Raw genomic sequence first — 25899 nt, forward strand, 5'->3', positions numbered from 1 at the left:
GAACCCCCCTCCCATGAAATATTTCCTACAGGCTGTTGCCGCGCCCGTGCTGGCTTCCTTTTCCCTGATCGCCGCCGCCCAGTCGGTGGCCGGCCCCGAAATCGCCGCCAAGTCCTACATGGTGCTGGACGTGACGGCCAACCAGGTTCTGCTGGAAAAAGACATCGACATGGCCGTCGAACCCGCTTCGCTGACCAAGCTGATGACCGCCTACCTGGTGTTTGACGCGCTGCGCAGCAAGAAGATCACCCTGACGCAGACCCTGCCGGTCAGCCTCAAGGCCTGGAAGATGCCCGGCTCGCGCATGTTCATCGACCCCAAGATGCAGGTGCCGGTGGAAGACCTGATCAAGGGCATGATCGTCCAGTCGGGCAACGACGCCACCATGGCGCTGGCCGAAGGCGTGGGCGGCACCTCCGAGCGCTTTGTCGAGATGATGAACGCGCAGGCCAAGGTGCTGGGCATGAAAGCCACCGGCTACCGCAACCCCGAAGGCCTGACCGAAGCCGGCCACACCACCACCGCCCGCGACCTGAGCATTCTGGCCACCCGTTTGATGCACGACTTCCCCGAGTACGCGCACTACGACGGCATGAAGAAATACCACTACCCCGGCACCCCGGTCAGCAACGAAAACAACCGCAACGGCCTGCTGTTCCGCGACCCCACCGTCGATGGCCTGAAAACCGGCCACACCGACGCGGCAGGCTACTGCCTGATCGCCACCGCCAAGCGCGAATTCCCCAACGTCGGCAGCCGCCGCCTGCTGACCATCGTGCTGGGCACCACCAGCGACAACGCCCGCCTCAACGAGTCGCAAAAGCTGCTGAACTGGGGCTATACCGCCTATGAAGGCGTGAAGCTGTTCGACGCCAACCAGGCCGTGGCCACGCCCAATGTATGGAAGGGCAAGGACGCCACCATGAAGCTGGGCCGCCCCGACGCGATCGTGGTGGCCGTGCCATCCGGCAACGCCGCCAAGGTGAAAACCGAGATCCAGCGCCCCGATCCGCTGGTGGCACCGTTCACCAAGGGCCAGGCCGTGGGCTCGCTGAAGGTGACGTTGGGTGAACAAACCCTGCTGACCGTGCCCCTGGTGGCGCTGGACGGTGTGGAGCAAGCCGGCATTCTGGGCCGGGCCTGGGATTCGATCCGTTTGTGGATCAAGTAATTTCGGTAAGTGAGCGCCTGCAAACATAGTCGATGCCGATAGTGTTTGCACGCACGCCCTCGAAAAGCTATACTCGAAGGCTTTTCGGAAATTTCCGAAGGGATTCACGTTTTTGTAAATTCGAACGTTTAGGGACGTTTTCTTTGTCAAGGAGGCTTTAGTGCCAACCATTAACCAGCTAGTACGTCAGGGGCGCGAGGTCGAAACGATCAAGTCCAAGAGCCCTGCGATGCAAAATTCTCCGCAACGCCGTGGCGTTTGCACCCGCGTCTACACCACGACGCCTAAAAAGCCCAATTCCGCTCTGCGTAAGGTTGCCAAAGTGCGCCTGACCAACGGTTTTGAGGTCATTTCCTACATCGGCGGCGAAGGCCACAACCTGCAAGAGCACAGCGTCGTGCTGGTGCGCGGCGGCCGGGTCAAGGATTTGCCTGGTGTGCGTTACCACATCGTGCGCGGCTCACTCGACTTGCAAGGCGTGAAAGACCGCAAGCAGTCGCGTTCCAAGTACGGCGCTAAAAAGCCAAAGGCCAAGTAAGCCCTGGTTTCCAAGTAGTAAAAGGTGTTGTCTCCCGCGTGGCGCGGTGATGCAACGTAGTGACCCGTGTTTTGGGTCGAGTAAGTAAAAACCAAAATGGTTTTTGCGGTGTCTGCCAAGACGCCAACTGAAGCAATTAAGAGGTGAAAAAATGCCACGTCGTCGCGAAGTCCCTAAACGTGAAATCCTGCCGGATCCTAAGTTCGGCAATGTTGAGCTGTCCAAATTCATGAACGTGATCATGGAAGGCGGCAAAAAAGCGGTCGCAGAGCGCATCATTTATGGTGCCCTGGAGTTCATCGAAAAGAAGAACCCCGGCAAAGACCCAGTTGAAGCCTTCACCCTGGCAATCAACAACGTCAAGCCCATGGTGGAAGTGAAATCCCGCCGCGTGGGTGGTGCCAACTACCAGGTTCCGGTCGAAGTGCGCCCTGTGCGTCGCTTGGCCCTGAGCATGCGTTGGTTGAAAGAAGCTGCTCGTAAACGTGGTGAAAAGTCCATGTCCCTGCGTTTGGCTAACGAGTTAATGGAAGCCACCGAAGGCCGTGGCGGTGCCATGAAGAAGCGTGACGAAGTCCACCGTATGGCTGAAGCCAACAAGGCCTTCTCTCACTTCCGTTTCTAAGAAACGTCCTCAACTTAGCTCCTCAAGCTGGCAAGCCCGCTCCACCCTTTTGGCGGATGGCGGGCTTGTGGCTTTAACGAAAGAGAAAAATGGCTCGCCATACCCCTATTGAGCGCTATCGCAACATTGGTATCTCCGCGCACATCGACGCGGGCAAGACCACCACCACCGAGCGCGTGCTTTTCTACACCGGTGTGAACCACAAGATTGGTGAAGTGCATGATGGCGCCGCCACCATGGACTGGATGGAGCAAGAGCAAGAGCGTGGCATCACGATCACCTCGGCGGCCACCACCTGCTTCTGGAAAGGCATGGACAAGTCCCTGCCAGAGCACCGCATCAACATCATTGACACCCCCGGCCACGTCGACTTCACGATTGAAGTCGAGCGCTCGATGCGCGTGCTCGACGGTGCCTGCATGGTGTACTGCGCTGTGGGCGGCGTGCAGCCCCAGTCCGAAACCGTGTGGCGCCAGGCTAACAAGTACAAAGTGCCACGTCTGGCCTTTGTGAACAAGATGGACCGTACCGGTGCCAACTTCTTCAAGGTCGTGGACCAGATGAAGCTGCGCCTGAAGGCCAGCCCTGTGCCCATGGTGATCCCCATCGGTGCTGAAGAAAACTTCACCGGTGTGGTCGATCTGATCAAGATGAAAGCCATCATCTGGGACGAAGCTTCGCAAGGCATGAAGTTCGACTACCGTGAAATCCCCGCTGAATTGGTCGAATTGGCCAAGGAATGGCGCGAGAAGATGGTCGAAGCGGCTGCAGAAGCATCCGAAGAGTTCATGAACAAGTACCTTGAAGAAGGTGACCTGACCGAAGAAGAAATCAAGCTGGGCATCCGCACGCGTACCATCGCCAGCGAAATCCAGCCGATGTACTGCGGCTCGGCGTTCAAGAACAAGGGCGTACAGCGCATGCTGGATGCCGTGATCGAATTCATGCCTTCGCCCGTGGACATTCCTCCAGTCAAGGGCATCGACGAAGACGAACAGCCCGTCGTGCGTAAAGCCGACGACAGCGAAAAGTTCTCGGCCCTGGCATTCAAGCTGATGACCGACCCGTTTGTGGGCCAGTTGACCTTTGTGCGCGTCTATTCCGGCGTGCTGCAAAAGGGCGACAGCGTCTACAACCCGATCCGCGGCAAGAAAGAGCGTATTGGCCGTATTGTGCAAATGCACGCCAACAACCGCGAAGAAGTCAGCGAAATCCGCGCTGGTGACATCGCCGCTTGCGTGGGCTTGAAGGACGTGACCACGGGCGAAACCCTGTGCGATCCATCGGCCATCGTGATGCTGGAGCGCATGGTGTTCCCTGAGCCTGTGATTACCCAGGCCGTGGAACCCAAGACCAAGGTGGACCAGGAAAAAATGGGCATCGCTTTGCAGCGCCTGGCCCAGGAAGATCCTTCGTTCCGCGTCAAGACCGACGAAGAATCAGGCCAAACCCTGATCGCCGGTATGGGCGAGTTGCATCTGGAAATTATTGTCGACCGCATGAAGCGCGAGTTCGGCGTGGAAGCCAACGTGGGCAAGCCCCAGGTTGCCTACCGCGAAACCATCCGCAAGACTGTCGAAGATGCCGAAGGCAAGTTCGTGCGCCAGTCCGGCGGTAAGGGCCAGTACGGCCACGTGGTGCTGAAGATCGAACCCAATGAACCCGGCAAGGGCATTGAGTTCATCGACGCGATCAAGGGCGGTGTGGTTCCTCGCGAATACATCCCCGCGGTCGAAAAGGGCATCAACGAAGCCGTGACCCAAGGCGTGATGGCGGGCTACCCCGTGGTCGACGTGAAGGTCACGCTGCACTTCGGTTCGTACCACGATGTCGATTCGAACGAATTGGCGTTCAAGATGGCTGCGATCTTCGGTTTCAAGGAAGGCTGCCGCAAGGCCAGCCCAGTGATTCTGGAGCCGATGATGGCCGTGGAAGTGGAAACGCCTGAAGACTACGCCGGTAACGTGATGGGCGACTTGTCCTCACGCCGTGGCATGGTCCAGGGTATGGAAGACATGGTTGGTGGCGGCAAGGCCATCAAGGCCGAAGTGCCTCTGTCGGAAATGTTTGGTTATTCCACCACGCTGCGTTCCATGTCCCAAGGACGTGCTACGTACACGATGGAATTCAAGCACTACTCGGAAGCACCACGTAATGTGTCCGAAGCCATCATGGCCAGTCGTGCCAAATAAAGGCGCCAAGTAAAAAGTTTGTAGAACGGGCCTGGTGGCGCAAGCCGCCTGGTCCGATTCTCACGATCCCCCTGTCTGCGATGGTGTGCCGCCTTGTTCCCGTGCGAGGCGATCCAGCAACACTGTGCAGACGTTAAACCTGACACGGGAATTAGCTCTTTGGAGAATTGAAAAATGGGAAAAGAAAAGTTCACACGTACCAAGCCCCACGTCAATGTGGGCACGATCGGCCACGTTGACCATGGCAAAACCACACTGACCGCCGCCATCACCACCGTGCTGGCAGCCAAGTTCGGCGGCCAAGCCAAGGCGTACGACCAGATCGACGCAGCGCCCGAAGAAAAAGCGCGCGGTATTACCATTAATACCGCCCACGTCGAATACGAAACCGCCAACCGCCATTACGCCCACGTCGACTGCCCAGGCCACGCTGACTATGTGAAGAACATGATCACGGGTGCGGCCCAGATGGACGGCGCGATTCTGGTGTGCTCGGCTGCTGACGGCCCCATGCCCCAGACCCGCGAACACATCCTGTTGGCCCGCCAGGTGGGCGTGCCTTACATCATCGTGTTCCTGAACAAGTGCGACATGGTCGACGACGCCGAACTGCTCGAACTCGTTGAAATGGAAGTGCGCGAGCTGCTCGACAAATACGATTTCCCTGGCGACACCACCCCCATCATCCACGGCTCGGCGAAGCTGGCCATGGAAGGCGACAAGGGTCCCCTGGGCGAAGAAGCCATCATCAAGCTGGCCGAAGCACTCGACACCTACATCCCCATGCCTGAGCGTGCAGTGGACGGCGCATTCCTGATGCCCGTGGAAGACGTGTTCTCGATCTCTGGCCGCGGCACCGTGGTGACCGGTCGTGTCGAGCGCGGTATCGTCAAGGTCGGTGAAGAAATCGAAATCGTCGGTATCACCGTGACCCAGAAGACCACCTGCACCGGCGTGGAAATGTTCCGCAAGCTGCTGGACCAAGGCCAGGCTGGCGACAACGTCGGCATCTTGCTGCGCGGCACCAAGCGTGAAGACGTGCAGCGCGGCCAAGTGCTGTGCAAGCCCAACTCGATCAAGCCCCACACGCATTTCACCTCCGAAATCTACGTGCTGAGCAAAGACGAAGGCGGCCGCCACACTCCTTTCTTCAACAACTACCGTCCCCAGTTCTACTTCCGTACCACGGACGTGACCGGTGCGATCGAGTTGCCAGAAGGCAAGGAAATGGTCATGCCTGGCGATAACGTGTCGATCACCGTCAAGCTGATCAACCCCATCGCCATGGAAGAAGGTCTGCGCTTCGCTATCCGCGAAGGCGGCAAGACCGTCGGCGCCGGTGTGGTTGCCAAGATCATTGCTTAAAACGACGTAGGAACACACCATGTCTACCAAGCAAAAAATCCGCATCCGCCTGAAGGCGTTCGACTACAAACTCATCGACCAATCGGCCGCTGAAATTGTGGATACCGCTAAGCGCACCGGCGCGATTGTCAAGGGCCCCGTGCCTTTGCCAACCCGCATGAAGCGTTTCGACATCCTGCGTTCGCCGCACGTCAACAAGACCAGCCGCGACCAGTTCGAAATCCGTACGCACCAGCGTCTGATGGACATCGTTGACCCAACAGACAAAACTGTTGACGCGTTGATGAAGCTCGATCTGCCCGCTGGCGTGGACGTCGAAATCAAGCTGCAATAAATCAGCGGTAAGGCAATCGGTGTGGTTTTCGCGCAAGCGGGAGCCACCCATCCCCCAAGGAAATAGCCCGGACTTGCCGAAAATGCAAGTGCGGGCTATACTCCAAGGCTGCGCTGAAATTCGCAAGGATTTCAGCGCAGTTTTATTAACAGTCTTTCACGCAAAAACCGTGTAGCCAATTGCAGTTACACGGGTGGAAGTTACGGAGAAAACAATGAGTCAAAGCAACTCCCTAGGGTTGCTGGGCCGCAAGGTAGGCATGATGCGCCTATTCACCGATGACGGGGACGCAGTTCCTGTGACGGTGGTAGACGTGTCTAACAACCGTGTCACCCAGATCAAAACCCAAGAGAACGACGGTTATGTGGCCCTGCAGGTCACATTCGGCGCACGCAAAGCTTCGCGTGTGACCAAGCCGGCGGCCGGTCACCTTGCGAAAGCAGGCGTTGAAGCCGGTGAAATCATCCAGGAATTCCGCGTCACGTCCGATGCAGCCGCCCAGTACAAGCCGGGTTCTGTTGTCGCCGCTGGTGCTGTGTTTGCCGTGGGTCAAAAAGTCGACGTGCAAGGCACCACGATTGGTAAAGGCTTTGCCGGCACCATCAAGCGCCACCACATGAGCTCGCAGCGTGCTTCGCACGGTAACAGCCGCTCGCACAATGTTCCTGGCTCCATTGGTATGGCCCAGGATCCAGGTCGCGTGTTCCCTGGTAAGCGCATGACGGGTCATTTGGGTGTGGACACAGTCACCACCCAGAACCTCGACGTGATCCGCATCGACGAAGCCCGTCAACTGCTTTTGATCCGGGGCGCAGTTCCTGGTTCCAAGGGCGGTTTTGTGACGGTGCGCCACGCCATCAAGGCCAAAGTAACGCAAGGAGCGAACTAATGCAGCTCGAACTCCTGAATGACCAAGGCCAGACCGCATCCAAGTTTGATGCGTCTGAAGCTGTATTCGGTCGTGCTTACAACGAAGATCTGGTGCACCAGGTTGTAGTCGCTTTCCAAGCCAACGCGCGTCAAGGCACCCGTGCCCAAAAAGACCGTGAGCAGGTTCGCCACTCGACCAAGAAGCCGTTCAAGCAAAAGGGAACTGGCCGCGCTCGCGCCGGTATGACCTCCTCGCCCCTGTGGCGCGGCGGTGGTCGTATTTTCCCGAATATGCCTGACGAAAACTTCACGCAAAAAATCAACAAGAAGATGTACCGCGCTGGTATGGCTGCGATCCTGTCGCAGCTGGCCCGCGAAGGTCGTCTGGCCGTCGTTGACTCGCTGACCGTCGATTCCCCCAAGACCAAGCCCCTGGCGGCAAAGTTCAAGGCGATGAATCTGGCGTCGGTGCTGGTCATCGCGGACGAAATCGATGAAAACCTGTATTTGGCTTCCCGCAATCTGGTCAACATTCTCGTGGTTGAACCCCGTTACGCCGATCCGGTGTCGCTGGTCCACTACAAGAAGGTTTTGGTGACCAAGGCTGCCATGGACAAACTCCAGGAGATGTTCGCATGAGCCGCATGAACTCGACGAAGCGTCAATTTGACGAAGGCCGTCTGATGCAAGTGCTGATCGCTCCCATCGTGTCTGAAAAGGCAACTATGGTGGCTGAGAAGTCCAACGCAGTGACGTTCAAGGTACTCCAGGACGCGACCAAGCACGAGATCATGGCTGCAGTGCAGCTGATGTTCAAGGTGGAAGTCAAGGGCGTTTCTGTGGTCAACACCAAAGGCAAAACCAAGCGTTTTGGCAAATCCATCGGTCGCCGCGACAACATTCGCAAGGCCTATGTGACGCTGAAGCCTGGTCAAGAGCTGAACCTGACCGGGGAGGCCGCGTAATCATGGCTGTCATTAAAATGAAACCCACTTCGCCAGGCCAACGCGGCATGGTGAAGGTCTCGCGTGACCACCTGTACAAGGGTGCTCCTCACGCGGCGCTGCTGGAACCCCAGTTCCAAAAAGCGGGCCGTAACAACAATGGTCATATCACCATCCGCCACCGTGGCGGCGGTCATAAGCACCATTACCGCGTTGTGGACTTTGTTCGCAACAAGGATGGCATCCCCGCAAAGGTTGAGCGTATTGAATACGATCCAAACCGTACGGCCCACATCGCTCTGGTGTGCTATGCCGACGGCGAGCGTCGTTACATCATTGCTCCCCGTGGCCTGGAAGCCGGTGCAAGCCTGATGAGCGGTGCAGAAGCACCGATCCGCGCTGGTAACACTTTGCCTATCCGTAACATCCCTGTGGGTTCGACCATCCACTGCATCGAGCTCAAGCCCGGTGCTGGTGCACAGATCGCCCGTTCGGCTGGTACCTCGGCAACGCTGTTGGCACGTGAAGGCATCTATGCCCAGGTGCGTATGCGCTCCGGTGAAGTTCGCAAGATCCACATCGAATGCCGCGCCACCATTGGTGAAGTCGCCAACGAAGAACACAGCCTGCGCCGTTTGGGCAAGGCCGGTGCGAAGCGTTGGAAGGGTATCCGCCCAACCGTTCGCGGTGTGGTGATGAATCCTGTCGATCACCCACACGGCGGTGGTGAAGGTAAGACCGGCGAAGGCCGTCATCCAGTCGATCCTTGGGGCAATCTGACCAAGGGTTACCGTACCCGTAACAACAAGCGCACCCAAGTGATGGTGGTGTCGCGTCGCAAGAAGTAAGGGGTAGCTAGATGACTCGCTCACTTAAAAAAGGTCCCTTCGTAGACCACCATTTGCTGGCCAAGGCTGAAAAAGCCGTCGCCATCAAAGACAAAAAGCCAATTAAGACCTGGTCGCGTCGTTCCATGATCTTGCCCGATTTCATCGGCCTGACCATTGCTGTGCACAACGGCAAACAGCACGTCCCTGTCTATATTACCGACCAAATGGTGGGCCATAAGTTGGGAGAGTTCGCACTCACCCGTACTTTCAAGGGTCACCCTGCCGACAAAAAAGTCGTGCGGAAATAAGGAATAGACCATGGAAACACGTGCAGTCCTTCGCGGCGTGCGTTTGTCAGTAGACAAAGGCCGTCTGGTCGCAGATTTGATCCGCGGCAAAAAGGTAGACCAAGCCCTGAACGTCTTGGAGTTCACGCAGAAAAAAGCTGCTGTGATCATCAAGAAGGTTCTGGAGTCGGCTATCGCCAACGCTGAGCACAATGACGGTGCCGACATCGACGAGTTGAAGGTCAAGACCATCTTCGTTGAACAAGGTGCCACTCTCAAGCGTTTCACAGCCCGTGCAAAGGGCCGTGGTAACAGTATCAGCAAGCCCACGTGCCATGTGTACGTGACGGTCGGTAACTAAAAGGTCGGAAGATATGGGACAAAAAATCCACCCTACCGGCTTTCGTTTGTCGGTCAGCCGTAACTGGTCCAGCCGTTGGTATGCAAGCAACAACGACTTCGCCGGCATGCTGGCCGAAGACATCAAGGTACGTGAGTACCTGAAAGCCAAACTGAAGAATGCTTCGGTTTCGCGCATCTTGATCGAGCGTCCTGCCAAGAACGCCCGTATCACGATTTTCTCGGCTCGTCCGGGCGTCGTGATCGGCAAAAAAGGCGAAGACATCGAGAACCTCAAGCGTGACCTGGCCAAGCAATTGGGCGTGCCCGTCGCAGTCAACATCGAAGAAGTGCGCAAGCCTGAAATCGATGCCAAGCTGATTGCCGACAGCATCACCCAGCAGCTCGAAAAGCGCATCATGTTCCGCCGTGCGATGAAGCGCGCCATGCAAAACGCCATGCGTCTGGGTGCCCTGGGCATCAAGATCATGTCGTCTGGCCGTCTGAATGGCATTGAAATCGCTCGTTGCGAGTGGTATCGCGAAGGTCGCGTGCCACTGCACACCTTGCGTGCGGACATCGACTACGGCACCTCGGAAGCCAAAACCACTTACGGCATTATTGGCGTGAAGGTTTGGGTCTACAAGGGTGATACCTTGGGTCGTAACGATCTGCCTGCTGTGCAAGAGCCGCGCAATGATGAAGAGCGTCGTCCCCGTGGACCCCGTCGCGATGACCGCGGCGGCCGTCCTGGTGGCAATGACCGTCCTCCAGCTCGTGGTCCCCGCCGTCCTGTTGGTGCCAATGCGGCTCCTGCAGACGGTAGCGACAAACCTGTTGAAGCCACAGGTGCTACGGCACCGAAATCTACCGTTCAGCGCGTCCGTAAAGTAGCCGCGCCTGCTGCACCTGCTGCAGCTGACGGTAAAGGAGAATAAACATGTTGCAACCCGCGCGTCGCAAGTACCGCAAAGAGCAAAAAGGCCGTAACACCGGCATCGCAACCCGGGGTAGCTCGGTTGCGTTTGGTGATTTCGGTCTGAAGTGCACGGACCGTGGCCGTCTGACGGCCCGCCAGATTGAAGCCGCACGCCGTGCGATTTCCCGCCACGTCAAACGTGGTGGTCGTATCTGGATCCGTGTGTTCCCCGACAAGCCAATTTCCCAAAAGCCTGCTGAAGTGCGGATGGGTAACGGCAAGGGTAACCCCGAGTATTACGTGGCTGAAATCCAGCCCGGCAAGATCGTGTTTGAAATCGTCGGTGTTCCCGAAGAGTTGGCCCGTGAAGCGTTCCGTTTGGCAGCTGCCAAACTGCCTTTGCGTACCACCTTCGTGGCCCGCATGATTGGTCAGTGATCAGGAGATTGAGATGACGAAAGCTACTGAATTACGTACCAAAGACGTTGCCGGCCTGCAAACTGAAGTGAAAGCGCTGCAACGCGCCCATTTCGGTCTGCGTATGCAAAAAGCCACGCAACAACTCAACAACACAGCTACGCTGCGCACTGCGCGCCGTGACATTGCCCGCGCCAAGACCATTCTTGTCGAGAAGCAATCGGCTGACAAATCTGCTAAGTAAGGAGCAACAACATGACGGAAGCTAAAACATCCCTCAAGCGCACCTTGGTTGGCAAGGTGGTCAGCGACAAGCGTACGAAGACTGTGACCGTGCTGATCGAGCGCCGTGTGAAGCACGAGCTCTACGGCAAGATCGTTGGCAAGTCGAGCAAGTACCACGCCCATGACGAAAAGGGCGAGTACAAGCTGGGCGACACCATCGAGATCACGGAAAGCCGTCCGATCTCTAAAACCAAGAACTGGGTTGCGACCCGTCTGGTGCAAAAGGCTATTGCGGTTTAATTCTGCAAACTAGTTAAAAAACGGCTCACAATGTGGGCCGTTTTTGTTTTTGGGCTCGAAGAACATGTTCTCACGAGCCCATTTCCATTTTTAACCTACAAAGGAGCACACCATGATCAAAGTCGGCGACACCCTGCCTTCCACCACCCTGATGGAGTACATCGAAGTTGAAGGCGAAGGCTGCAGCATCGGCCCCAACCCGGTCGAGGTCAGCAAGGCCACCGCAGGCAAGACGATTGCCCTGTTCGCCCTGCCCGGCGCGTTTACGCCCACCTGCTCGGCCCAGCACGTGCCCGGCTATGTGCAGCACTTCGAAGCCTTCAAGGCCGCGGGCGTGGACGAAATCTGGTGCATCAGCGTGAACGACGCCTTTGTCATGGGGGCCTGGGGCCGTGACCAAAAGACGGCTGGCAAGGTGCGCATGCTGGCAGACGGCAGCGCCGCCTTCACCACCGCCGCCGGCCTGGTGCTGGACCTGACCGCCAAGGGCCTGGGTATCCGCAGCCACCGCTACTCCATGCTGGTGAAAGACGGCGTGGTGCAGACCCTGAACCTGGAAGACGGCGGCAAGCTGGAAGTCAGCGGCGCAGAAACCCTGCTGGCCCAGGCCAAGGCTGCTTAAACCTTTTGCTATCTAAATAATAGCTGCCCACGCCGATGGAATCGGCATGGGCAGCTCTTTTTGCTTAAAGGCCAGTGGTGCTGTTCAGACCATGGCTTTTTTGAGCCAGTCGGCAAACGCCGCGCATTCCCAGCGGTCCATCGCACCGGCATGCCAGCACAGGTAGTGGGCATGCGGGCTGGGCACGTTGCGCGCAAACAGGCGCACCAGGGAGCCGTTTTCCAGCCAGGCGGTCGCCAGGCGCAGGCGCACCAGGCCGATGCCCATGCCAGCGGCCGCGGCATCGCACATCAAACCGATATCGTTGAACTGCGAACCCTCGACGGGTTCCGGCCAGTCTTGCTGGTGGGCGGCAAACCAGGTGCGCCAGGGCTCCAGCGGGCTGCGCAGCAGGCGGGCACCCTCCAGGTCGGCCACGCTCTCAAACGGGCCGTGCTCGCGCACAAAGGCGGGCGAGGCCAAAGGCGTGACTTCGTCGCGGGTCAGGCAGACGTGCTCCACGTCGGCGTAGCGGCCGGTGCCAAAGCGCACCATCAGATCGGCATCTTCGGCCACCACGTCCAGCAGCGGAATCGACACCTGCAGCGTCAGGTCTATCTCGGGGTAGGCCTCGGTGAACTGGCGCAGGCGCGGGATCAGAATGGCGCGGGCAAAGGTGGGCGTCACGGCCAGCCGCAGCTTGCGCTTGCCCGGGGCCGACTGGGCACTGGGGAAGCGCTCCAGAATCGCCAGCCCTTCGCGCACATGGGCCAGGTACTCGCTGCCCTCGGTGGTGAGCGAAAAGTCGGCCCGGCCAAACAGCTTGGTGCCCAGGATCTGCTCCAGCTGCTTGACCCGGTGGCTCACGGCGCTGGGCGTGACGCACAGTTCCTCGGCCGCCTGTGTCACGCTGCGCAACCGGGCCAGCGCCTCGAAGGTCAGCAGGCATTGGATCGGGGGTATACGCGTAGCAGCCATGCCCGATTGTGACCCGTCCGACGCGGGCCGCTGACTACAATGGCCCCCTTTTCGCCTAGGGGATTGCGCGTGTCTGACCGTTTCAAAGTGTGGCTGCAGTACCTGCTGCCCAAACACGCCATCACTGCCTTTGGCTGGCACGTCGCCACGGCGCGCGCCGGTGGCATTACCACCGGCATCATCCGTTGGTTCGTCGGCAAGTACGGGGTGAACATGGCCGAGGCGGCCAACCCCGACATCACCAGCTACGCCAGCTTCAACGACTTCTTTACCCGGGCACTGAAGCCGGGCGCCCGTCCGCTGGCCCGCGCCGACCTGGTGTGCCCGGTGGACGGCGCGATCAGCCAGTTTGGCCGTATCGAGCGCGACCAGATCTTCCAGGCCAAGGGCCATACCTTCTCAACCACGGCCCTGGTGGGTGGCGACGCGGCGCTGGGCGCGCTGTTCGAGAACGGCCACTTTGCCAACATCTACCTCAGCCCCAAGGACTACCACCGCATCCACATGCCCTGCGACGGGCGGTTGACGCGCATGGTCTACGTGCCCGGCGACCTGTTCTCGGTGAACCCGGTGACGGCGCAGGGCGTGCCGGGCTTGTTTGCGCGCAACGAGCGGGTGGTGTGCGTGTTTGACTCCCCGCGGGGTCCGTTCGTGCTGGTGCTGGTGGGTGCAGCCATCGTTGGCAGCATGGCCACCGTCTGGCAGGGCGTGATCAACCCGCCGCGCGGCCCGGTGCGCGAATGGCGTTACGACGACCAGCAGGTGGTGTTGAAGCAGGGCGAGGAGATGGGCCGCTTTTTGCTGGGCTCGACCGTGGTGATGCTGTTCCCCAAAGGCCCGCTCACGTTTAACCCCGCCTGGGCACCCGCGGGCAGCGTGCGCCTGGGCGAGGTGATGGCCAACGCTATTTAAAAATAACGGTCTTGTGGCCGTTGAGCAGCACGCGGTGCTCGCTGTGCCACTTGACGGCGCGGGCCAGCACCTGGCTCTCGGTGTCGCGGCCCTGGGCGGTGAAGTGCTCTACCGTGCGGCTGTGGTCCACGCGGGCCACATCCTGCTCGATGATCGGGCCTTCGTCCAGGTCGGCGGTCACGTAGTGGGCGGTGGCGCCGATCAGCTTCACGCCGCGGTCGTGCGCCTGGTAGTAGGGCTTGGCGCCCTTGAAGCTGGGCAAAAAGCTGTGGTGGATGTTGATGGCCCGCCCGGCCAGCTTGCGGCACAGGTCGTCGCTCAGGATCTGCATGTAGCGCGCCAGCACCACCAGCTCGGCCCCTTCGCCTTCGATCACCTCATAGATGCGGCTTTCGGCCTGCGCCTTGGTGGCGGCGGTCACCGGGATGTGGTGAAACGGCACGTTGTAGCTGGCCGCCAGCTGGTAGAACTCGCGGTGGTTGCTGACGATGGCGCGGATGTCCAGTGGCAGCAGGCCACTTTTCCAGCGGAACAGCAGGTCGTTCAGGCAGTGGCCTTCCTTGCTGACCAGCAGCACGGTGCGCACCGGTTCGGCCGCGTCGTGCAGGCTCCAGCGCATGGCAAAGCCTTCGGCGAACGGTGTCAGCTGGCTGCGCAATTCCGCGGTGCTGTGGGCCGCGCTGGCGAACTGCACGCGCATGAAGAACAAACCGGTGTCGGGGTCGTTGTACTGGCCGGCTTCTTCGATGTTGCAGCCGCGCTCCAGCAAAAAGCCGGATACGGCGTGCACGATGCCCGGACGGTCGGGGCAAGACAGGGTGAGGATGTGGGCGTGGTTCATTGGGGCTGGATTGTCGCGCAGTAGTCGGTTGGCGGAATGCGGGGTGTCCTCCAGATGCTATCAAAATTTACTATGCTTTTAGGAGCTTCTTGCGCTGATTGGACAAGCAGCAGCACCGTTTTTGATTGGAAATTTTGGGGCAGATATTGGGGAATGCCCAGGGTGGCATCCACATGGCCCGCCCCGGCCAGCAGCAACACCGTCTTGCCGGGCACGGCCGCTGCCTGCAGGGTTTGCGCCATGGCCTGGTCGCGGGCGATCTGGATGCGGGTCATGGGGCCGATCTGGCTCTCGGGCAGCAGGCCGCAATGGCCCAGGCGGATGGCCTGCTGCTGGGCCTTGAGCGCCGGGCCGGGCAGGGCACCGTCCAGCCGCCCATTGGCCATGGCCGCGCGCATCTGGGCGCGTGGCAGGTTGGCACCGAACACCGGCACCCCGGCCTGCACGGCGGCCATCACGGCCGGGCCGTAGGCGTCCCAGGGCCAGCCCGCGTCGTCCCATGCCAGGGCGGTTTGGACGGCATTGGGGCTGGCGGAGGCGGCCAGGCCGCGGGTGCTATGGCCTTGTTCGGCCATCTCCAGCACCAAGGCCGCAAGCTGGCCCTGGGCGGCCAGAACCTCTACCGTCTCGCGGTGGATGCGTTGGTGGTCGGGTGCATCGTGCTGCTCACCCAGCAGGATGGCATCGGCGGGCAGCAGTGCCAGGATGCGGTTCGGCGATGGCGTAGCGCAGCCGCTCAACAAGGCCGTGGCCAGCAGGGCGGCGCGCAGCAGCATGCGGGTGGGCAATCAGTGGATGCTGACCGGGTTCTGGGCCAGCCCGGCGTACTGCTCCAGTGTGTCTTCGACTTCTTCCTGGGTGGGCGTGTTGAGCTGCCAGGCGGCAATGTGGCGCTGGAACAGCTCGGCCCACGAGCCATCGAGGTACACCTCTTTGCCTGAGCGCTTGTCCACGATTTCAAAGCCGTGGCGCTCCAGCGTGGGCGGGCGGGGGGTGTCTTCCACCGGCAGGAGGGCTTCCAGGGCGGCAACCGGCTGCATGTGGACCACCACAAAAGATTCGGAGTCGTAAAGCGTGTTCATGGCGGGGTCCTTATTTCAAAGCTACAGCACAGTTGGAGTCGATTGCTTTGGTTTCAAGCTTAGGGCTTTTCCACTCCGCGCAGCTGCTGGTCTACGTAATCCCCATTGGCGTTCGTGATTTTCAGCCGCACCGGCAGGTAGCCCATGCCAGGGGCCAGCCATAGCTCGACCTTCTGGTCGAACTCCTTGCGCGGTTTACGGACGAGTTTGAGCGTGTCCAGACTGTCGTAGGGGAGGAAGCTTTTCTCGGGCCCCTCCACGCTGAAGATCCACAGATCGGCGTCCTTGGGGCCGATGGTCTGGATGGCGATGGTGGCCGCGGGCGGGTAGGCGGCGGGGTCGCCAGCCAGGATGCCCGCCAGTTGCAGGACCACACTGAGCTGGTCTTGTGCCGCGGTCTGCAGCACCACCTCGGGGGTGTTGGCGCTGAAGCTGGCGCGGTGGTTGGCCTGGTCGAAGTGGGCCGCCACCTCGGTGCGCCATTTATCGGAAAAGCGCTGCGGCGCCAGGCCCTCGGGTGCGATGCTGCCGGTGCTGGTGCGGGTGCGCGAGCCCAGAAACAGCATGCTGGCCTGCAGCGTGGCCTCGTAATGCTGGCCGTCCTGCTTCCACAGCAGTTCGCCGCGGGCGCTGTAATGCAGCTTTTTGGACTCGCCCGTCAGCGCGTACAGCAGGCGCACCGGCTCGGGGAAGGCAAACCGGGTGGCGAGGGTCAGCGGCACCGCGGGTGGCGCAGGGGCCGATGCGGCAGAGGCCGGGGGTTCGGGCGGGGGCGGCGCCTCCACAGGCAGCGGGGCCGACGCGGGTGGCTCGGGCGCAGACGGCACCGGCTCTGGCAGCGCAGGCTCTACGGGCTCTGCCGTCGCGACGGTGGTGCTGGGTTCCTCGGGCGGTGGCGGCGCGGCCTTGCGCACGGGTTTGGGTGGCACCGGTCGGGGTGTGGCGGGGGCGGGCGGCACGGGTGGCGGCGCGATAGTGCGGGTGCTCAGCGTCTGCACCACCAGGGGGGTCTGCACCTGCAGCATCGCAGGCAGGCGTTGCAGCACGGCCAGGTGGGCCAGCAGCACGGCGCCGGCAATGGCCAGCAGGGACAGAGAGGGCTTCGTTAAACTCATTGGGCTATGCAACGCTTTATCCCCATCCTCCGTCTGACTTCCGTATGAAATTGGCCACCTACCAGGATGGTTCCCGCGATGGCCAGCTCGTGGTGGTGTCGCGCGATCTGGCCACAGCCCATTATGCGACCGGGGTGGCCAGCCGCCTGCAACAGGTGCTGGACGACTGGAGCTTCCTCAGCCCCCAGCTGCAAGACCTGTCGGACGCACTGAACCAGGGCCGCGCCCGCCACAGCTTTGCCTTTGACCCGCGCCAGTGTCTGGCCCCCTTGCCCCGCGCCTACCAGGTGGTGGAGGGCCAGGCTTACCCCAGCTTGCTGCAGCCCCCTGAGGCCGGAGCCAGCCCGGTGCTGGCCCCCGCCACGGGTGACCACTTTGCCGGTGCCTGCGACCCGCTGCGTTGCAGCTCCGAGGCGCTGGGCATGGACTTCTGTGCCGGTCTGGCCGCCATTACCGCCGACGTGCCCCAGGGCGTGAGCCCGCCGCAGGCGCTGGACGGCGTGCGCCTGCTGGTGCTGACCAACAGCGTGCGCCTGCGCAGCCTGGAGGCGGCCGAGCACGCCAAGGGCGCGGGCTGGGTGCAGAGCGCGCCCACCCTGGCGTTCAGCCCGGTGGCGGTAACGCTGGACGAACTCGGCGAGTCCTGGGACAAGGGCCGCGTCCACCTGCCGCTGCACACCAGCTGGAATGGCCGCAAGGTCGGCATGTGCGACGCCGGGGCCGAGATGCAGTTCCACTTTGGCCAGCTCATCGCCCACCTGTGCGCCACGCGGGCGGTGCGGGCGGGCAGCATCGTGGGCTCCGGGCCGGTAGCGAATGTGGGCAACGGCAAAGGATCGGAGGGAAGGGCCAAAGCCCAGTGGCCCAACGGCTACCACAGCATTGCCGAAAAGCGCGCCATGGAAACCCAGCTCAGCGGCCAGCCCAGCACCGGCTATTTGCAGTTTGGCGACACGGTGCGCATCGAGATGAAGGGCCAGGATGGCCTGAGCCTGTTCGGAGCCATCGACCAGGAAGTTGCCCCCCGTTGAATGTGGCTCACCCCCAGGCTGCACACTGCGTGTTTTCGCCAACCCCCTTGCAGGGGGCAACACCAGCAGTCTGGCAAAGCCAGTTCTGCGGTGTTTCTGGGCTGCGTGTGGTCTAGTTTTAGTTTTGGGTCATCCTCCTGTGGGTTGTTTTTTTTGAGGTTCTTATGAAGAGTTTTGTGATCCGAGGTTTGATGGCCGCCGCCGCGGCGGTGCTGGTGGGTTGCGCCTCGGCCCCGCCCGAAGCCGAATGGCCCGAGCAGCAGGTCAGCATCGAGGACATGCGCAGCACCGACCCCTGGGTGGCCAAGATCCCGCTGCCCGCGGTGGACATGGTGCGTGACCGCTCGCGCAACAGCACGGTGGTGCTGCAGGTGTATGTGGCCGCCGACGGCACGGTGCAGCGCGCCCGCGTCGCCCAAACCAGCGCCAACCCGCTGCTCGACGAGGCCGCGCTGGTGTCGGTGCAAGCCTTGCGCTTTGTGCCGTACCGTGAGAACGGTGTGGCCCTGCCGGTCACCGTGGTGGCCCCCATGACCTTCAAGTTCTACGACCGGCCGCGGTGATTTTGCTATGTAATCAGTAGCTGCTTGTGCTTATTCTGTAAGCGCTAGCGTCCTGAATGGCTTAAATTTTTGATGGTGCGGAAGCGGGGGCGGTCCGGAACCTTTGGGCCTGCGCAGGCACCAACCGGTTCCGTCCTGTCCAGAGAGCCTTTCCATGCACGCAACTGAAACCCGCGCCATCGTCACCCTGAGCCTGCTCGCCGCTTTTGTGGATGGCGAAAAGCACGAACGCGAGCGCGCCGAAATCAAGCGCATCGCCGAAGGCCTGTCGCAAGCCGATGGCCTGAACCTGCCCACGCTGTACCAGGACGTGCTGATGAAGCGCGTCTCTCTCGACAGCGTGGCCGCCGCGCTGACCAGCGCCGAATCCAGGCAGTTGGCCTATGAAATGGCGGTCTGCGTCTGCGATGCCGACGGCGTGCAGTCGGTAGCCGAACAGCGTTTTCTGGCCAGCGTGCAGCAGACGCTGGGGCTGGGCACGGCGGCAACCGCGCAGTTCTCGCAGCAGGCCGATGCCATGGCCTCCGCGCCATTGGCCGTCGCTACGCCAGTGGCCGCCGCCGCGCCGCCCCAGCCCGGCGATGCCGAGCTGGACAAAACGATTCTGAACGCCGCCATCGTCAATGGCGCGCTGGAGCTGCTGCCCGAATCCCTGTCCACCATGGCCATCATCCCCTTGCAGATGCGGCTGGTGTATGGCATCGGCAAGGCCCATGGTTTTGAGCTGGACCGGGGCCATATCAAAGATTTTCTGGCTACCGTGGGCGTGGGCCTGACCGCCCAGTATCTGGAGCAGGCCGGGCGCAAGCTGTTGGGCGGCCTGCTCGGTAAGCTGGGCGGGGGCCTGGCGCGCGGGCTGGGCCAGCAGGCCGTCAGCAGCGGCATGGGCTTTGCCGCCACCTACGCCCTGGGCCACGTGGCCAAGCGCTACTACGCGGGCGGGCGCACCCTGTCCACCCAGACGCTCAAGGATGCCTACGCCAGCGTGGCCCAGGAGGCGCAGGGCCTGCAGGGCCGCTACCTGCCCGCCATGCAAGAGACCGCCCGCACCCTGGACGCGGGCAAGGTCTTGGCCATGGTGCGCGGAGTCTAGCAGTTGCTATGTAAATAGTAGCTGCTTGTGCTTATGGGATAAGCGTGGGCGGCCTGAAAGTTATGCAACCCGGGTGATGGTCAGCCGCACGCTGCCGTGGTTGTTGCCATACAGCGCCCACACGTCGTTGGCAAAGCAAAACAGGTAGCCGGGCCGCGTCACCTGGAACGGCGCTTGGGCGTGGGCGGGCAGGTTCAGGTACTCGTGGGGGTCGGGGCTGCCGTCGTTGGGCACGATGGAGTCGTCCCCCGAGTCGTTGGCGATGGCCCCCACCAGGCTGAACCAGGGGTAGGACTCGACCCGCTTGGTGAGCCAGAAGTCGGTGGAGGCGTTGCCGGTGGCGCGTTTCACCAGGTCCTCCAGCTTGCCCCCCAGCGAGCCCACCGCCCGGGCCAGGTCGCCCAAGGTGTAGTCGTCGTTCTCGGTGCCCCGCCAGTCGCAGGCGTCCTGGCTGTCTTGCCATTCGCCGGTGGCGGCAAAGGTGTAGCGCTGCCCTGCGGCAAGGTACACGCCGGTGGTGTTCCAGACGGTGTCGGCGTGGATATCTACCGTGTGGCTGCCGCCCACCGCCAGCTCCACCGTGGGGTGGTAGGCCGGGTAGGCGATGGGCGAGGCGGCCTGCCGGGTGCGGGCGCTGTCGTGGAAGCGCGCCTGCTGGTCGGGCACCATGGCTTCTATCTTGCGGGGCCGCGAGCGCAGCTTGGCAAACGCGCCCTTGTACGAGTTGTGCAGCACGCCCAGCGGGTTGGGTTTGAGGGTGTGGGTGATGCCGGGGCGGAACACCAGGTCGGCGGCCTCGGCCTGCTCCAGCATCCACAGCAGCGCGCCGTCGGACAGGTCGGTGTTGGCATAGCCGCCGCCCACGTTGCTGTGCACACCGGGGAACCACACCTCTTGCGCGTCAGGGTGCGCGTGGGGCGACCCGGCGGCGTTGCTCCAGCGGGTCACGGTGAAGCTGGCGCGGATCTCGTCCAGCGCCATGGCGTGGCGGGCGGTGCGGACGTGTTGGCCCAAGGCGGTGTTATGGAAGCGCCATTTTTTGCCGTTGTCGAACAGGTTCAGCAGCTCGAAGTCGTCGGGCACGCCCAATGCGCCCACCGTGTCCCACACCCCGACAAAGCGCACCGGGGTGGCCTCCTCGCCGTGAAAGAACTTCCAGCCGGGCACGCCGTCGAAGTCTGTGTCGCGGGCCCAGCCGCGGGTGTCTTCGTCGCGGGTGGCGTAGCGCTGGTAGGCCAGGTAGGCCGCATCCACGCGCTGCCAGGCGGCTTTGGATGGCACCTCGCGCAGGTCCAGCAGGCCGCGCCCCAGCCAGCCGCCCAGGCTGCGGGCGGTAAACGCCCCCCGGCTGAAGCCAAATATATAGATGGCATCGCCCGGCGTGTAGTGCGTGGCCAGCCAGTGGTAGGCGCTGCACAGGTGCTTGCTGATGCCGGTGCCCACGGCCCCGCCGCTGATCTTGTCCAGCGCATGCCCCTCGGCCCCCACGCCGGGGTGGTAGTAGCTGGTTTGCGGCTGGCCCTGGTGGTCCTGCGGGGCCAGGGCGTTGTACAGCTTGACCACATTGGTCGGGGCCAGAATGCCGTTGTCCTCCTGGGTGGGGGAGTTCCAGGTGCCGTCGTTGCACAAAATGAGCCGCTTCATTTGGTTTTCCTATGGGACGGGCCATTGTGTGCAGAAAGTCCTTGCCATGGCATCCTCCAAATGGGGGAGCGATAATCCAAATCATGTCTCGCCTGCACAGCCCCCACACCCTGGCCCGCCGTCTGGTGCGCTGGGTGCTGCTGTGTTTTGCGCTGTCGCTGGGCGTGGCGATTGCGTCGCCGCTGACGCACCCGCAGGCCATGGAGCTGGTGTGCTCCAGCGGCGGGGCGGTCAAGCTGCTGGTCACCGCCCCCGACGGCAGCACCCAGGTGGTCAGCCAGATGGGCGATTGCCCGCTGTGCGCCACCGCCGCAGCGCCGCCCCCCACGCCGGTCAACCTCCGGGTCGAGCCACCGTCCGCCCTGTCGTACGCACTGCGCAGCCAGCCAGGGGTGCACGCCGCCCATGCCGCTGCTGCGCCCCTGCCCGCGCGCGGGCCACCTGCTTCCGCCTAGACTCCTAAATAGATAGCTGCCCACGCCCGTACCTGCGGCGTGGACGGCGGTTTTCTTATGTTTTTTTGCCGGAATGCGTATGTCTTTTTCTTTTGCTCTCAAATCCGTAGCTGCTTGCGCCCTAGCCATCAGCGCTAGCACTTCTTTTGCCCATATTGTTCTGGCCGATCCTGCGGCCTTGGCCAACACCGGCTACAGCGCCGCCCTGCGCGTGGGCCACGGTTGCGACGGTGCGGCCACCACCGCCATCCGCGTCACCGTACCGGCGGGCTTCCAGGGTGCCAAGCCCCAGCCCAAGGCGGGCTGGGTGCTGTCCACCACCGTGGGGCGGCTGGCTAAACCGTACGACAACCACGGCACGCCCGTCACCGAGGGCGTGACCCACATCACCTGGACCGCCACCCCCGGCAACGCCTTGCCCGATGCCTACTTTGACGAGTTCGTGCTGCGCGGCAGCCTGCCTGCCGAGGCCGGTACCATGGCCTTCAAGGTGCTGCAGACCTGCGAAAAAGGCAGCATCGACTGGTCGGACATGCCCGCCCCCGGCACCTCGGCGCACGACCTGAAAACGCCCGCCGCCATGCTCGAGATCATCCCGTCCGACCACGCTGGCCACCAGCATTGAAAGCCCAAACACTATGAAATTCGTAGCTTCTCTCGCGCTACTGGTCTGCGCCAGCGGTCTTTTTGTGCAAAGTTCCTATGCCCAGAATGTCGAGGTCAAAGATGCCTGGGTCCGCGCCAGTGTGCAGGGCCAGAAGGCCTCGGGGGCCTTCATGACCCTGACCGCCAAGGCCGATGCCCGGCTGGTCTCGGTCAGCACCCCGGTGGCCGGGGTGGCGCAGGTGCATGAAATGAAGATGGAGGGCGACGTGATGCGCATGCGCGCCGTGGCGGGTGGCCTGGCGCTGCCCGCGGGCCAGCCGGTGGCGCTGACCCCCGGCGGCTTCCATGTCATGCTGATGGACCTGAAGGCCGCGCTGCCCAAGGACAGCACCGTGCCCATGACCCTGGTGTTCCAGGATGCCAAGGGCGTACAAAGCACCCTGGAACTGAAGTTGCCGGTGGCCACCGTCCCCCCTGGCGGCATGGGAGAACACAAGCACTGAAGCATTTCTGACACATTGCGGTAAGCTGTACAGGCTGCGTACTGTGACCGTAGCCCACCCCCAACTTTCATGGACTTGGGTGCACAGCATCCCAAGCCACGAAAGTGGTTTCACAAGAAGATCAGGAGACACCATGAGCGACACACCCGCCTTTGACTTCAGCAAATTTGTGCCCGGTTTTGACTTTTTACAGAACCTGGGCAAAGGCGCTTCCACCGCCGCCCCGGCCATGGGCGGCTGGGTCGCCCCGACCCTCAGCGTGGAAGAGCTGGACAAGCGCATCACCGAACTCAAGGCGGTGCAGTTCTGGCTGGACCAGAACGCCGTAGCCCTGAAAGCCACGATACAGGCGCTGGAAGTGCAAAAAATGACCCTGGCCACCCTCAAGGGCATGAACCTGAGCATGACCGAGCTGGCCAGCGCCTTCAAGCTCAAGCCCGAAGCCGCCAGCCCCCCGAAGGCGGCGGAGAAACCGGTGGAAAAACCCGCCGAAAAGGAAGAAGCCGCTGCCGCCGAGGCCCCCGCCGCGCCCGGCATCGTCGATCCACTCCAATGGTGGGGTTCGCTGACCGAGCAGTTCCAGCAGATCGCCGGTGCGGCACTCAAAGATGCCAACACCCAGGCCGCGCTGGAAAAGAGCAAAAACCTGGCCACCAACTTCGCCGCCGAAGCCATGAAGAGCGTGGGCGAAATCGCCAATGCCGCGCGCAAAACCGTGGTGCCATCGACCGCCCCCAAGGCCGGTGCCACCCCACCCGCTGCCAAAAAGACCCCTGCTAAAAAGGCCGCACCCAAGAAGGTGGCGGTCAAGAAGCACCCGGGATAAGCTCCCCCACCCATCCACGGAGGCCGCCATGCAACTTTTCCCCCACGGCCATGCCACGCACCCCGACTGGCGTATGGCGGCCGGGCTGGTGCTGGCCCAACTGCGCGCCCACATGGCGCTGCCCGACTACGCCAGCGCGCCCACCCTGGGCCTGCTCTACATCACCGACCACTACGCGGCCCAGGCGCAGGACATCCTGGACCACCTCAGCGGCGAGCTGCCCGAGGTGACCGACTGGACGGGTACGGTGGGCATCGGCATCTGCGCCAACAACGTCGAGTACTTTGACGAACCCGCCCTGGGCGTGATGCTGTGCGACCTGCCCGCCGACCAGTACCGCGTGTTCTCCGGCGTGGCCCCGCTGGGCCTGGGCTTCGAAGCCCACACCGCCCTGGTCCACGCCGATGCCAGCACCCCCGACCTGACCGAGCTGGTGCTCGAGATGGCCGCCCGCACCGACACCGGCTACCTGTTTGGCGGCCTGGCCTCCAGCCGCTCGCGCTCGGTGCAGTTTGCGGTAGGTGGCAACGGCAACATCAAAGGCCACGGCGCGGCGCGCGGCGTGTTCAGCGGCGGCCTGAGCGGCGTGGCGTTTGGCCCCGCCGTATCGCTGGTGTCGCGCGTCACCCAAGGCTGCCAGCCCATCACCGCCAACCGGGTGGTCACCGCGTCAGACGCCAACCTGGTGCTGGAGCTGGACGGTCAACCCGCGCTGGCCGTGCTGCTGGCCGACCTGGGCGTGGACCTGGAGCATCCGCAACAGGCACTGGGCCGGGTGCGCGCCACGCTGGCCGGCCTGACCCGCGCCACCGCGGGCGACGCACCGTTACGCACCGCCCATTTCGGCAGCGAGGTGGTGGTGCGCCATATCATCGGCCTGGACCCGACGCGCAAGGGCGTGGCGATTGGCGACCACGTGGCCGAAGGCACCCGGCTGGCGTTCTGCCAGCGCAATGTGGCCGCGGCCAAGGCCGACCTGGTGCGCATCTGCGCCGAAATCCGCGAAGAGCTGGAGCCCGAGGAACTGTCGGTCGAACTGGCCACCGCACTCGCTGCCCCCGAGGCCGAATCCGCCCCGCACCCGGCCCGGCGCATCGCGGGCGCCATCTACGTGAGCTGTACAGGACGGGGTGGCAACCACTTCGGCGGCCCCAGCGCCGAGCTGCAGATCGTGCGCCGCGCCCTGGGCGACGTGCCCTTGGTGGGCTTCTTCGCCGCCGGTGAAATCGCCCGGCAAAACCTGTACGGCTACACCGGCGTGCTGACGGTGTTTACCGACGCAGGGCGGTAGACACCGCAAACGCCCAGCGCCGCACGCCCAGCCACCAGGGTGTAGCTCTCGCGGGCGGCTTCGGCAACATCCAGCTTCAGTGCGCTGCAGATGGCATCCACCATGGACAAGGCATACCGCCCGTGGCCCGCATGTGCAAGACGCATGACGCAGGACCCGGCCACGCCCCCGGGACGGCCAGGTCGGCATAGAGGGAGGAATGCGCCGTGAACCGATTTGAACTGACTCTGCTGTGCGCCGTGGCGCTCTCCGCCGTAGCCGCAGCCTGCGGCCCCACTGTCGCCCAACAGGCGCACTACCACGGGTTTGCCGACCAGCGGGCCTGGGCGGGCCTGCCAAACGCGCTGGACGTGCTGAGCAACCTGCCGTTTGCCGTGGGCGGCCTGTGGGGGCTGCGGGCGGTGCAGCGCCAGCCGCCTGGCGTGCAACGCGGGCTGGCGGCCCTGTTTTTTGTGGGTTTGCTGGTGGCCGCGCTGTGCTCCGGCATCTACCACTGGCAGCCCGACGATGCCCGGCTGGCCCTGGACCGCTGCGGCATGGTGCCCGTGTTCGCCGGTCTGCTGGGCCTGGCCGTGGCCGACCGCAGCAGCGACCGGGCGGGGCTGTGGACCGCGGGCGCGGTGCTGCTGTGGGGGCCGTTGTCGGTGGCGGTGTGGTCGGCCACGGGCAACCTGTTGCCCTGGGCGGTGTTGCAAGGCGGCGGCATGGTGTTGGTATTGGGCCTGGCTCTGTACCCGCCGCGGCCCGGGGCCTGGGGCATCCGCCTGGGCGGAGTGGTTGCCGCGTACGCCCTGGCCAAGCTGCTGGAGCAGGGCGACCACAGCGTGTTTGCCTGGACCGGCGGCGTGGTGTCGGGCCACAGCCTGAAGCACGTGGTGGCTGCATTGGCCGCCTGGCCGGTGCTGGCGGCGATGGCATCGCGCACGGCAGTGGGCACGGCGAGACATACCGCTGTGGCAGACTAATCTCTAAATGCTCTATTTTTTATAGCTGCTTGCGCTT

General features: G+C 62.6%; 34 protein-coding genes. 27 read left to right on the top strand and 7 right to left on the bottom strand.

Annotation, left to right across the window (positions count from 1 at the left end):
- Positions 1-13 precede the first annotated feature (13 nt).
- The 17 genes from AB3G31_RS01170 to AB3G31_RS01250 all read left to right on the top strand — a co-directional run bounded on the left by AB3G31_RS01170 (position 14) and on the right by AB3G31_RS01250 (position 11978).
- Positions 14-1171, top strand: a complete 1158-nt coding sequence (locus AB3G31_RS01170; RefSeq protein WP_367848421.1) for a D-alanyl-D-alanine carboxypeptidase family protein — start codon at positions 14-16, stop codon at positions 1169-1171.
- 160 nt (positions 1172-1331) lie between these two features.
- Complete coding sequence (gene rpsL / locus AB3G31_RS01175; protein ID WP_011466063.1) at positions 1332-1709, top strand: 30S ribosomal protein S12; 378 nt, start codon at positions 1332-1334, stop codon at positions 1707-1709.
- A gap of 151 nt (positions 1710-1860) precedes the next feature.
- Entirely contained in the window at positions 1861-2334 is a 474-nt protein-coding gene (gene rpsG / locus AB3G31_RS01180) for a 30S ribosomal protein S7 (protein ID WP_076196149.1), read from the top strand.
- 89 nt (positions 2335-2423) lie between these two features.
- Positions 2424-4526, top strand: coding sequence for an elongation factor G (gene fusA / locus AB3G31_RS01185; RefSeq protein WP_367848422.1), 2103 nt, complete (start codon positions 2424-2426; stop codon positions 4524-4526).
- A 174-nt stretch (positions 4527-4700) separates the two neighbouring features.
- Positions 4701-5891 (top strand): elongation factor Tu, encoded by a 1191-nt coding sequence (gene tuf, locus AB3G31_RS01190; protein ID WP_367848423.1) that lies wholly within the window; start codon positions 4701-4703, stop codon positions 5889-5891.
- Between the two features lie 19 nt (positions 5892-5910).
- Positions 5911-6225 carry a 30S ribosomal protein S10 gene (gene rpsJ / locus AB3G31_RS01195; RefSeq protein WP_019575636.1) on the top strand — a complete coding sequence of 105 codons (315 nt, stop codon included), beginning with the start codon at positions 5911-5913 and terminating at the stop codon, positions 6223-6225.
- A 214-nt stretch (positions 6226-6439) separates the two neighbouring features.
- A complete protein-coding gene (rplC, locus tag AB3G31_RS01200; protein WP_315246657.1) occupies positions 6440-7114 on the top strand; it encodes a 50S ribosomal protein L3 in 675 nt (224 codons plus the stop codon).
- On the top strand, positions 7114-7734 hold the full coding sequence (gene rplD / locus AB3G31_RS01205; RefSeq protein ID WP_367848424.1) for a 50S ribosomal protein L4: 621 nt from the start codon (positions 7114-7116) through the stop codon (positions 7732-7734). Before rplC ends, rplD begins: the two co-directional genes overlap by 1 nt.
- Positions 7731-8060, top strand: coding sequence for a 50S ribosomal protein L23 (gene rplW, locus AB3G31_RS01210; RefSeq protein WP_295952978.1), 330 nt, complete (start codon positions 7731-7733; stop codon positions 8058-8060). Before rplD ends, rplW begins: the two co-directional genes overlap by 4 nt.
- A 2-nt stretch (positions 8061-8062) precedes the next feature.
- Positions 8063-8887 (top strand): 50S ribosomal protein L2, encoded by an 825-nt coding sequence (gene rplB, locus AB3G31_RS01215; protein WP_315228369.1) that lies wholly within the window; start codon positions 8063-8065, stop codon positions 8885-8887.
- A gap of 11 nt (positions 8888-8898) precedes the next feature.
- Positions 8899-9177, top strand: coding sequence for a 30S ribosomal protein S19 (rpsS, locus tag AB3G31_RS01220; RefSeq protein ID WP_295952987.1), 279 nt, complete (start codon positions 8899-8901; stop codon positions 9175-9177).
- Positions 9178-9187: 10 nt separating this feature from the next.
- On the top strand, positions 9188-9517 hold the full coding sequence (gene rplV, locus AB3G31_RS01225) for a 50S ribosomal protein L22 (RefSeq protein ID WP_295952990.1): 330 nt from the start codon (positions 9188-9190) through the stop codon (positions 9515-9517).
- A gap of 13 nt (positions 9518-9530) precedes the next feature.
- Complete coding sequence (rpsC, locus tag AB3G31_RS01230) at positions 9531-10433, top strand: 30S ribosomal protein S3 (protein WP_315188277.1); 903 nt, start codon at positions 9531-9533, stop codon at positions 10431-10433.
- Between the two features lie 2 nt (positions 10434-10435).
- A complete protein-coding gene (gene rplP, locus AB3G31_RS01235) occupies positions 10436-10852 on the top strand; it encodes a 50S ribosomal protein L16 (RefSeq protein ID WP_029708121.1) in 417 nt (138 codons plus the stop codon).
- A 13-nt stretch (positions 10853-10865) separates the two neighbouring features.
- Positions 10866-11075, top strand: coding sequence for a 50S ribosomal protein L29 (gene rpmC / locus AB3G31_RS01240; RefSeq protein WP_295952997.1), 210 nt, complete (start codon positions 10866-10868; stop codon positions 11073-11075).
- Positions 11076-11086: 11 nt separating this feature from the next.
- A complete protein-coding gene (rpsQ, locus tag AB3G31_RS01245; RefSeq protein ID WP_295952998.1) occupies positions 11087-11356 on the top strand; it encodes a 30S ribosomal protein S17 in 270 nt (89 codons plus the stop codon).
- A 112-nt stretch (positions 11357-11468) separates the two neighbouring features.
- Positions 11469-11978 (top strand): peroxiredoxin, encoded by a 510-nt coding sequence (locus tag AB3G31_RS01250; protein ID WP_367848425.1) that lies wholly within the window; start codon positions 11469-11471, stop codon positions 11976-11978.
- A gap of 84 nt (positions 11979-12062) precedes the next feature.
- On the opposite strand, the gene AB3G31_RS01255 is transcribed toward AB3G31_RS01250, so the two are convergent.
- Positions 12063-12935: a LysR substrate-binding domain-containing protein gene (locus AB3G31_RS01255; RefSeq protein WP_367848426.1), complete on the bottom strand. Its 873-nt coding sequence runs from the start codon at positions 12933-12935 to the stop codon at positions 12063-12065.
- A gap of 69 nt (positions 12936-13004) precedes the next feature.
- Here AB3G31_RS01255 and asd point away from each other — a divergent pair, with 69 nt between their 5' ends.
- Positions 13005-13847, top strand: a complete 843-nt coding sequence (gene asd, locus AB3G31_RS01260) for an archaetidylserine decarboxylase (protein WP_367848427.1) — start codon at positions 13005-13007, stop codon at positions 13845-13847.
- Here the strand turns inward: asd and purU are convergent.
- The 4 genes from purU to AB3G31_RS01280 are packed head-to-tail and all read right to left on the bottom strand — an operon-like array spanning position 13840 to position 16885.
- A complete protein-coding gene (purU, locus tag AB3G31_RS01265; protein WP_367848428.1) occupies positions 13840-14688 on the bottom strand; it encodes a formyltetrahydrofolate deformylase in 849 nt (282 codons plus the stop codon). The genes asd and purU overlap by 8 nt on opposite strands.
- Complete coding sequence (locus AB3G31_RS01270; protein WP_367848429.1) at positions 14685-15476, bottom strand: ChaN family lipoprotein; 792 nt, start codon at positions 15474-15476, stop codon at positions 14685-14687. Before AB3G31_RS01270 ends, purU begins: the two co-directional genes overlap by 4 nt.
- On the bottom strand, positions 15477-15770 hold the full coding sequence (locus tag AB3G31_RS01275) for a DUF3567 domain-containing protein (protein WP_367848430.1): 294 nt from the start codon (positions 15768-15770) through the stop codon (positions 15477-15479). It abuts the gene before it with no gap.
- A 59-nt stretch (positions 15771-15829) separates the two neighbouring features.
- The gene (locus AB3G31_RS01280) at positions 15830-16885 is read right to left on the bottom strand and encodes a DUF3108 domain-containing protein (RefSeq protein WP_367848431.1); all 1056 of its coding nucleotides are present in this window, start codon (positions 16883-16885) and stop codon (positions 15830-15832) included.
- Between the two features lie 44 nt (positions 16886-16929).
- On the opposite strand from AB3G31_RS01280, the gene AB3G31_RS01285 reads away from it, so the two are divergent.
- The 3 genes from AB3G31_RS01285 (at position 16930) to AB3G31_RS01295 (ending at position 19572) form a co-directional block, all read left to right on the top strand.
- A complete protein-coding gene (locus AB3G31_RS01285; protein ID WP_367848432.1) occupies positions 16930-17916 on the top strand; it encodes a fumarylacetoacetate hydrolase family protein in 987 nt (328 codons plus the stop codon).
- A 164-nt stretch (positions 17917-18080) separates the two neighbouring features.
- Positions 18081-18479, top strand: coding sequence for an energy transducer TonB (locus AB3G31_RS01290; protein WP_367848433.1), 399 nt, complete (start codon positions 18081-18083; stop codon positions 18477-18479).
- Between the two features lie 154 nt (positions 18480-18633).
- On the top strand, positions 18634-19572 hold the full coding sequence (locus AB3G31_RS01295; protein WP_367848434.1) for a YcjF family protein: 939 nt from the start codon (positions 18634-18636) through the stop codon (positions 19570-19572).
- 60 nt (positions 19573-19632) lie between these two features.
- On the opposite strand, the gene AB3G31_RS01300 is transcribed toward AB3G31_RS01295, so the two are convergent.
- Positions 19633-21216, bottom strand: coding sequence for a DUF2235 domain-containing protein (locus AB3G31_RS01300; RefSeq protein ID WP_367848435.1), 1584 nt, complete (start codon positions 21214-21216; stop codon positions 19633-19635).
- An 83-nt stretch (positions 21217-21299) separates the two neighbouring features.
- On the opposite strand from AB3G31_RS01300, the gene AB3G31_RS01305 reads away from it, so the two are divergent.
- The 5 genes from AB3G31_RS01305 to AB3G31_RS01325 all read left to right on the top strand — a co-directional run bounded on the left by AB3G31_RS01305 (position 21300) and on the right by AB3G31_RS01325 (position 24897).
- Positions 21300-21671, top strand: a complete 372-nt coding sequence (locus AB3G31_RS01305; RefSeq protein WP_367848436.1) for a hypothetical protein — start codon at positions 21300-21302, stop codon at positions 21669-21671.
- A 79-nt stretch (positions 21672-21750) separates the two neighbouring features.
- Positions 21751-22296 (top strand): YcnI family protein, encoded by a 546-nt coding sequence (locus tag AB3G31_RS01310; protein WP_367848437.1) that lies wholly within the window; start codon positions 21751-21753, stop codon positions 22294-22296.
- Between the two features lie 13 nt (positions 22297-22309).
- On the top strand, positions 22310-22780 hold the full coding sequence (locus AB3G31_RS01315) for a copper chaperone PCu(A)C (RefSeq protein WP_367848438.1): 471 nt from the start codon (positions 22310-22312) through the stop codon (positions 22778-22780).
- A gap of 133 nt (positions 22781-22913) precedes the next feature.
- Positions 22914-23606 (top strand): PhaM family polyhydroxyalkanoate granule multifunctional regulatory protein, encoded by a 693-nt coding sequence (locus AB3G31_RS01320; protein WP_367848439.1) that lies wholly within the window; start codon positions 22914-22916, stop codon positions 23604-23606.
- A 28-nt stretch (positions 23607-23634) separates the two neighbouring features.
- Positions 23635-24897 (top strand): FIST N-terminal domain-containing protein, encoded by a 1263-nt coding sequence (locus AB3G31_RS01325; protein ID WP_367848440.1) that lies wholly within the window; start codon positions 23635-23637, stop codon positions 24895-24897.
- On the opposite strand, the gene AB3G31_RS01330 is transcribed toward AB3G31_RS01325, so the two are convergent.
- A complete protein-coding gene (locus AB3G31_RS01330; protein ID WP_367848441.1) occupies positions 24855-25043 on the bottom strand; it encodes a hypothetical protein in 189 nt (62 codons plus the stop codon). The genes AB3G31_RS01325 and AB3G31_RS01330 overlap by 43 nt on opposite strands.
- 60 nt (positions 25044-25103) lie before the next feature.
- Between AB3G31_RS01330 and AB3G31_RS01335 the strand changes: the two genes are divergently transcribed.
- Positions 25104-25862 carry a hypothetical protein gene (locus AB3G31_RS01335; protein ID WP_367848442.1) on the top strand — a complete coding sequence of 253 codons (759 nt, stop codon included), beginning with the start codon at positions 25104-25106 and terminating at the stop codon, positions 25860-25862.
- Positions 25863-25899: the final 37 nt, after the last annotated feature.

The sequence above is a fragment of the Rhodoferax sp. WC2427 genome (assembly GCF_040822085.1).
GTDB lineage: Bacteria > Pseudomonadota > Gammaproteobacteria > Burkholderiales > Burkholderiaceae_C > Rhodoferax_B.

Excerpts from the sequence above, each read along its gene's own strand:
- AB3G31_RS01170 (WP_367848421.1), top strand. The coding sequence starts at position 14 with ATGAAATATTTCCTACAGGCTGTTGCCGCGCCCGTGCTGGCTTCCTTT.
- rpsG (WP_076196149.1), top strand. The coding sequence starts at position 1,861 with ATGCCACGTCGTCGCGAAGTCCCTAAACGTGAAATCCTGCCGGATCCT.
- fusA (WP_367848422.1), top strand. The coding sequence starts at position 2,424 with ATGGCTCGCCATACCCCTATTGAGCGCTATCGCAACATTGGTATCTCC.
- tuf (WP_367848423.1), top strand. The coding sequence starts at position 4,701 with ATGGGAAAAGAAAAGTTCACACGTACCAAGCCCCACGTCAATGTGGGC.
- rpsJ (WP_019575636.1), top strand. The coding sequence starts at position 5,911 with ATGTCTACCAAGCAAAAAATCCGCATCCGCCTGAAGGCGTTCGACTAC.
- rplC (WP_315246657.1), top strand. The coding sequence starts at position 6,440 with ATGAGTCAAAGCAACTCCCTAGGGTTGCTGGGCCGCAAGGTAGGCATG.
- rplD (WP_367848424.1), top strand. The coding sequence starts at position 7,114 with ATGCAGCTCGAACTCCTGAATGACCAAGGCCAGACCGCATCCAAGTTT.
- rplW (WP_295952978.1), top strand. The coding sequence starts at position 7,731 with ATGAGCCGCATGAACTCGACGAAGCGTCAATTTGACGAAGGCCGTCTG.
- rplB (WP_315228369.1), top strand. The coding sequence starts at position 8,063 with ATGGCTGTCATTAAAATGAAACCCACTTCGCCAGGCCAACGCGGCATG.
- rpsS (WP_295952987.1), top strand. The coding sequence starts at position 8,899 with ATGACTCGCTCACTTAAAAAAGGTCCCTTCGTAGACCACCATTTGCTG.
- rplV (WP_295952990.1), top strand. The coding sequence starts at position 9,188 with ATGGAAACACGTGCAGTCCTTCGCGGCGTGCGTTTGTCAGTAGACAAA.
- rpsC (WP_315188277.1), top strand. The coding sequence starts at position 9,531 with ATGGGACAAAAAATCCACCCTACCGGCTTTCGTTTGTCGGTCAGCCGT.
- rplP (WP_029708121.1), top strand. The coding sequence starts at position 10,436 with ATGTTGCAACCCGCGCGTCGCAAGTACCGCAAAGAGCAAAAAGGCCGT.
- rpmC (WP_295952997.1), top strand. The coding sequence starts at position 10,866 with ATGACGAAAGCTACTGAATTACGTACCAAAGACGTTGCCGGCCTGCAA.
- rpsQ (WP_295952998.1), top strand. The coding sequence starts at position 11,087 with ATGACGGAAGCTAAAACATCCCTCAAGCGCACCTTGGTTGGCAAGGTG.
- AB3G31_RS01250 (WP_367848425.1), top strand. The coding sequence starts at position 11,469 with ATGATCAAAGTCGGCGACACCCTGCCTTCCACCACCCTGATGGAGTAC.
- AB3G31_RS01255 (WP_367848426.1), bottom strand. The coding sequence starts at position 12,935 with ATGGCTGCTACGCGTATACCCCCGATCCAATGCCTGCTGACCTTCGAG.
- purU (WP_367848428.1), bottom strand. The coding sequence starts at position 14,688 with ATGAACCACGCCCACATCCTCACCCTGTCTTGCCCCGACCGTCCGGGC.
- AB3G31_RS01275 (WP_367848430.1), bottom strand. The coding sequence starts at position 15,770 with ATGAACACGCTTTACGACTCCGAATCTTTTGTGGTGGTCCACATGCAG.
- AB3G31_RS01280 (WP_367848431.1), bottom strand. The coding sequence starts at position 16,885 with ATGAGTTTAACGAAGCCCTCTCTGTCCCTGCTGGCCATTGCCGGCGCC.
- AB3G31_RS01285 (WP_367848432.1), top strand. The coding sequence starts at position 16,930 with ATGAAATTGGCCACCTACCAGGATGGTTCCCGCGATGGCCAGCTCGTG.
- AB3G31_RS01290 (WP_367848433.1), top strand. The coding sequence starts at position 18,081 with ATGAAGAGTTTTGTGATCCGAGGTTTGATGGCCGCCGCCGCGGCGGTG.
- AB3G31_RS01295 (WP_367848434.1), top strand. The coding sequence starts at position 18,634 with ATGCACGCAACTGAAACCCGCGCCATCGTCACCCTGAGCCTGCTCGCC.
- AB3G31_RS01300 (WP_367848435.1), bottom strand. The coding sequence starts at position 21,216 with ATGAAGCGGCTCATTTTGTGCAACGACGGCACCTGGAACTCCCCCACC.
- AB3G31_RS01305 (WP_367848436.1), top strand. The coding sequence starts at position 21,300 with ATGTCTCGCCTGCACAGCCCCCACACCCTGGCCCGCCGTCTGGTGCGC.
- AB3G31_RS01310 (WP_367848437.1), top strand. The coding sequence starts at position 21,751 with ATGTCTTTTTCTTTTGCTCTCAAATCCGTAGCTGCTTGCGCCCTAGCC.
- AB3G31_RS01315 (WP_367848438.1), top strand. The coding sequence starts at position 22,310 with ATGAAATTCGTAGCTTCTCTCGCGCTACTGGTCTGCGCCAGCGGTCTT.
- AB3G31_RS01320 (WP_367848439.1), top strand. The coding sequence starts at position 22,914 with ATGAGCGACACACCCGCCTTTGACTTCAGCAAATTTGTGCCCGGTTTT.
- AB3G31_RS01325 (WP_367848440.1), top strand. The coding sequence starts at position 23,635 with ATGCAACTTTTCCCCCACGGCCATGCCACGCACCCCGACTGGCGTATG.
- AB3G31_RS01330 (WP_367848441.1), bottom strand. The coding sequence starts at position 25,043 with ATGCGTCTTGCACATGCGGGCCACGGGCGGTATGCCTTGTCCATGGTG.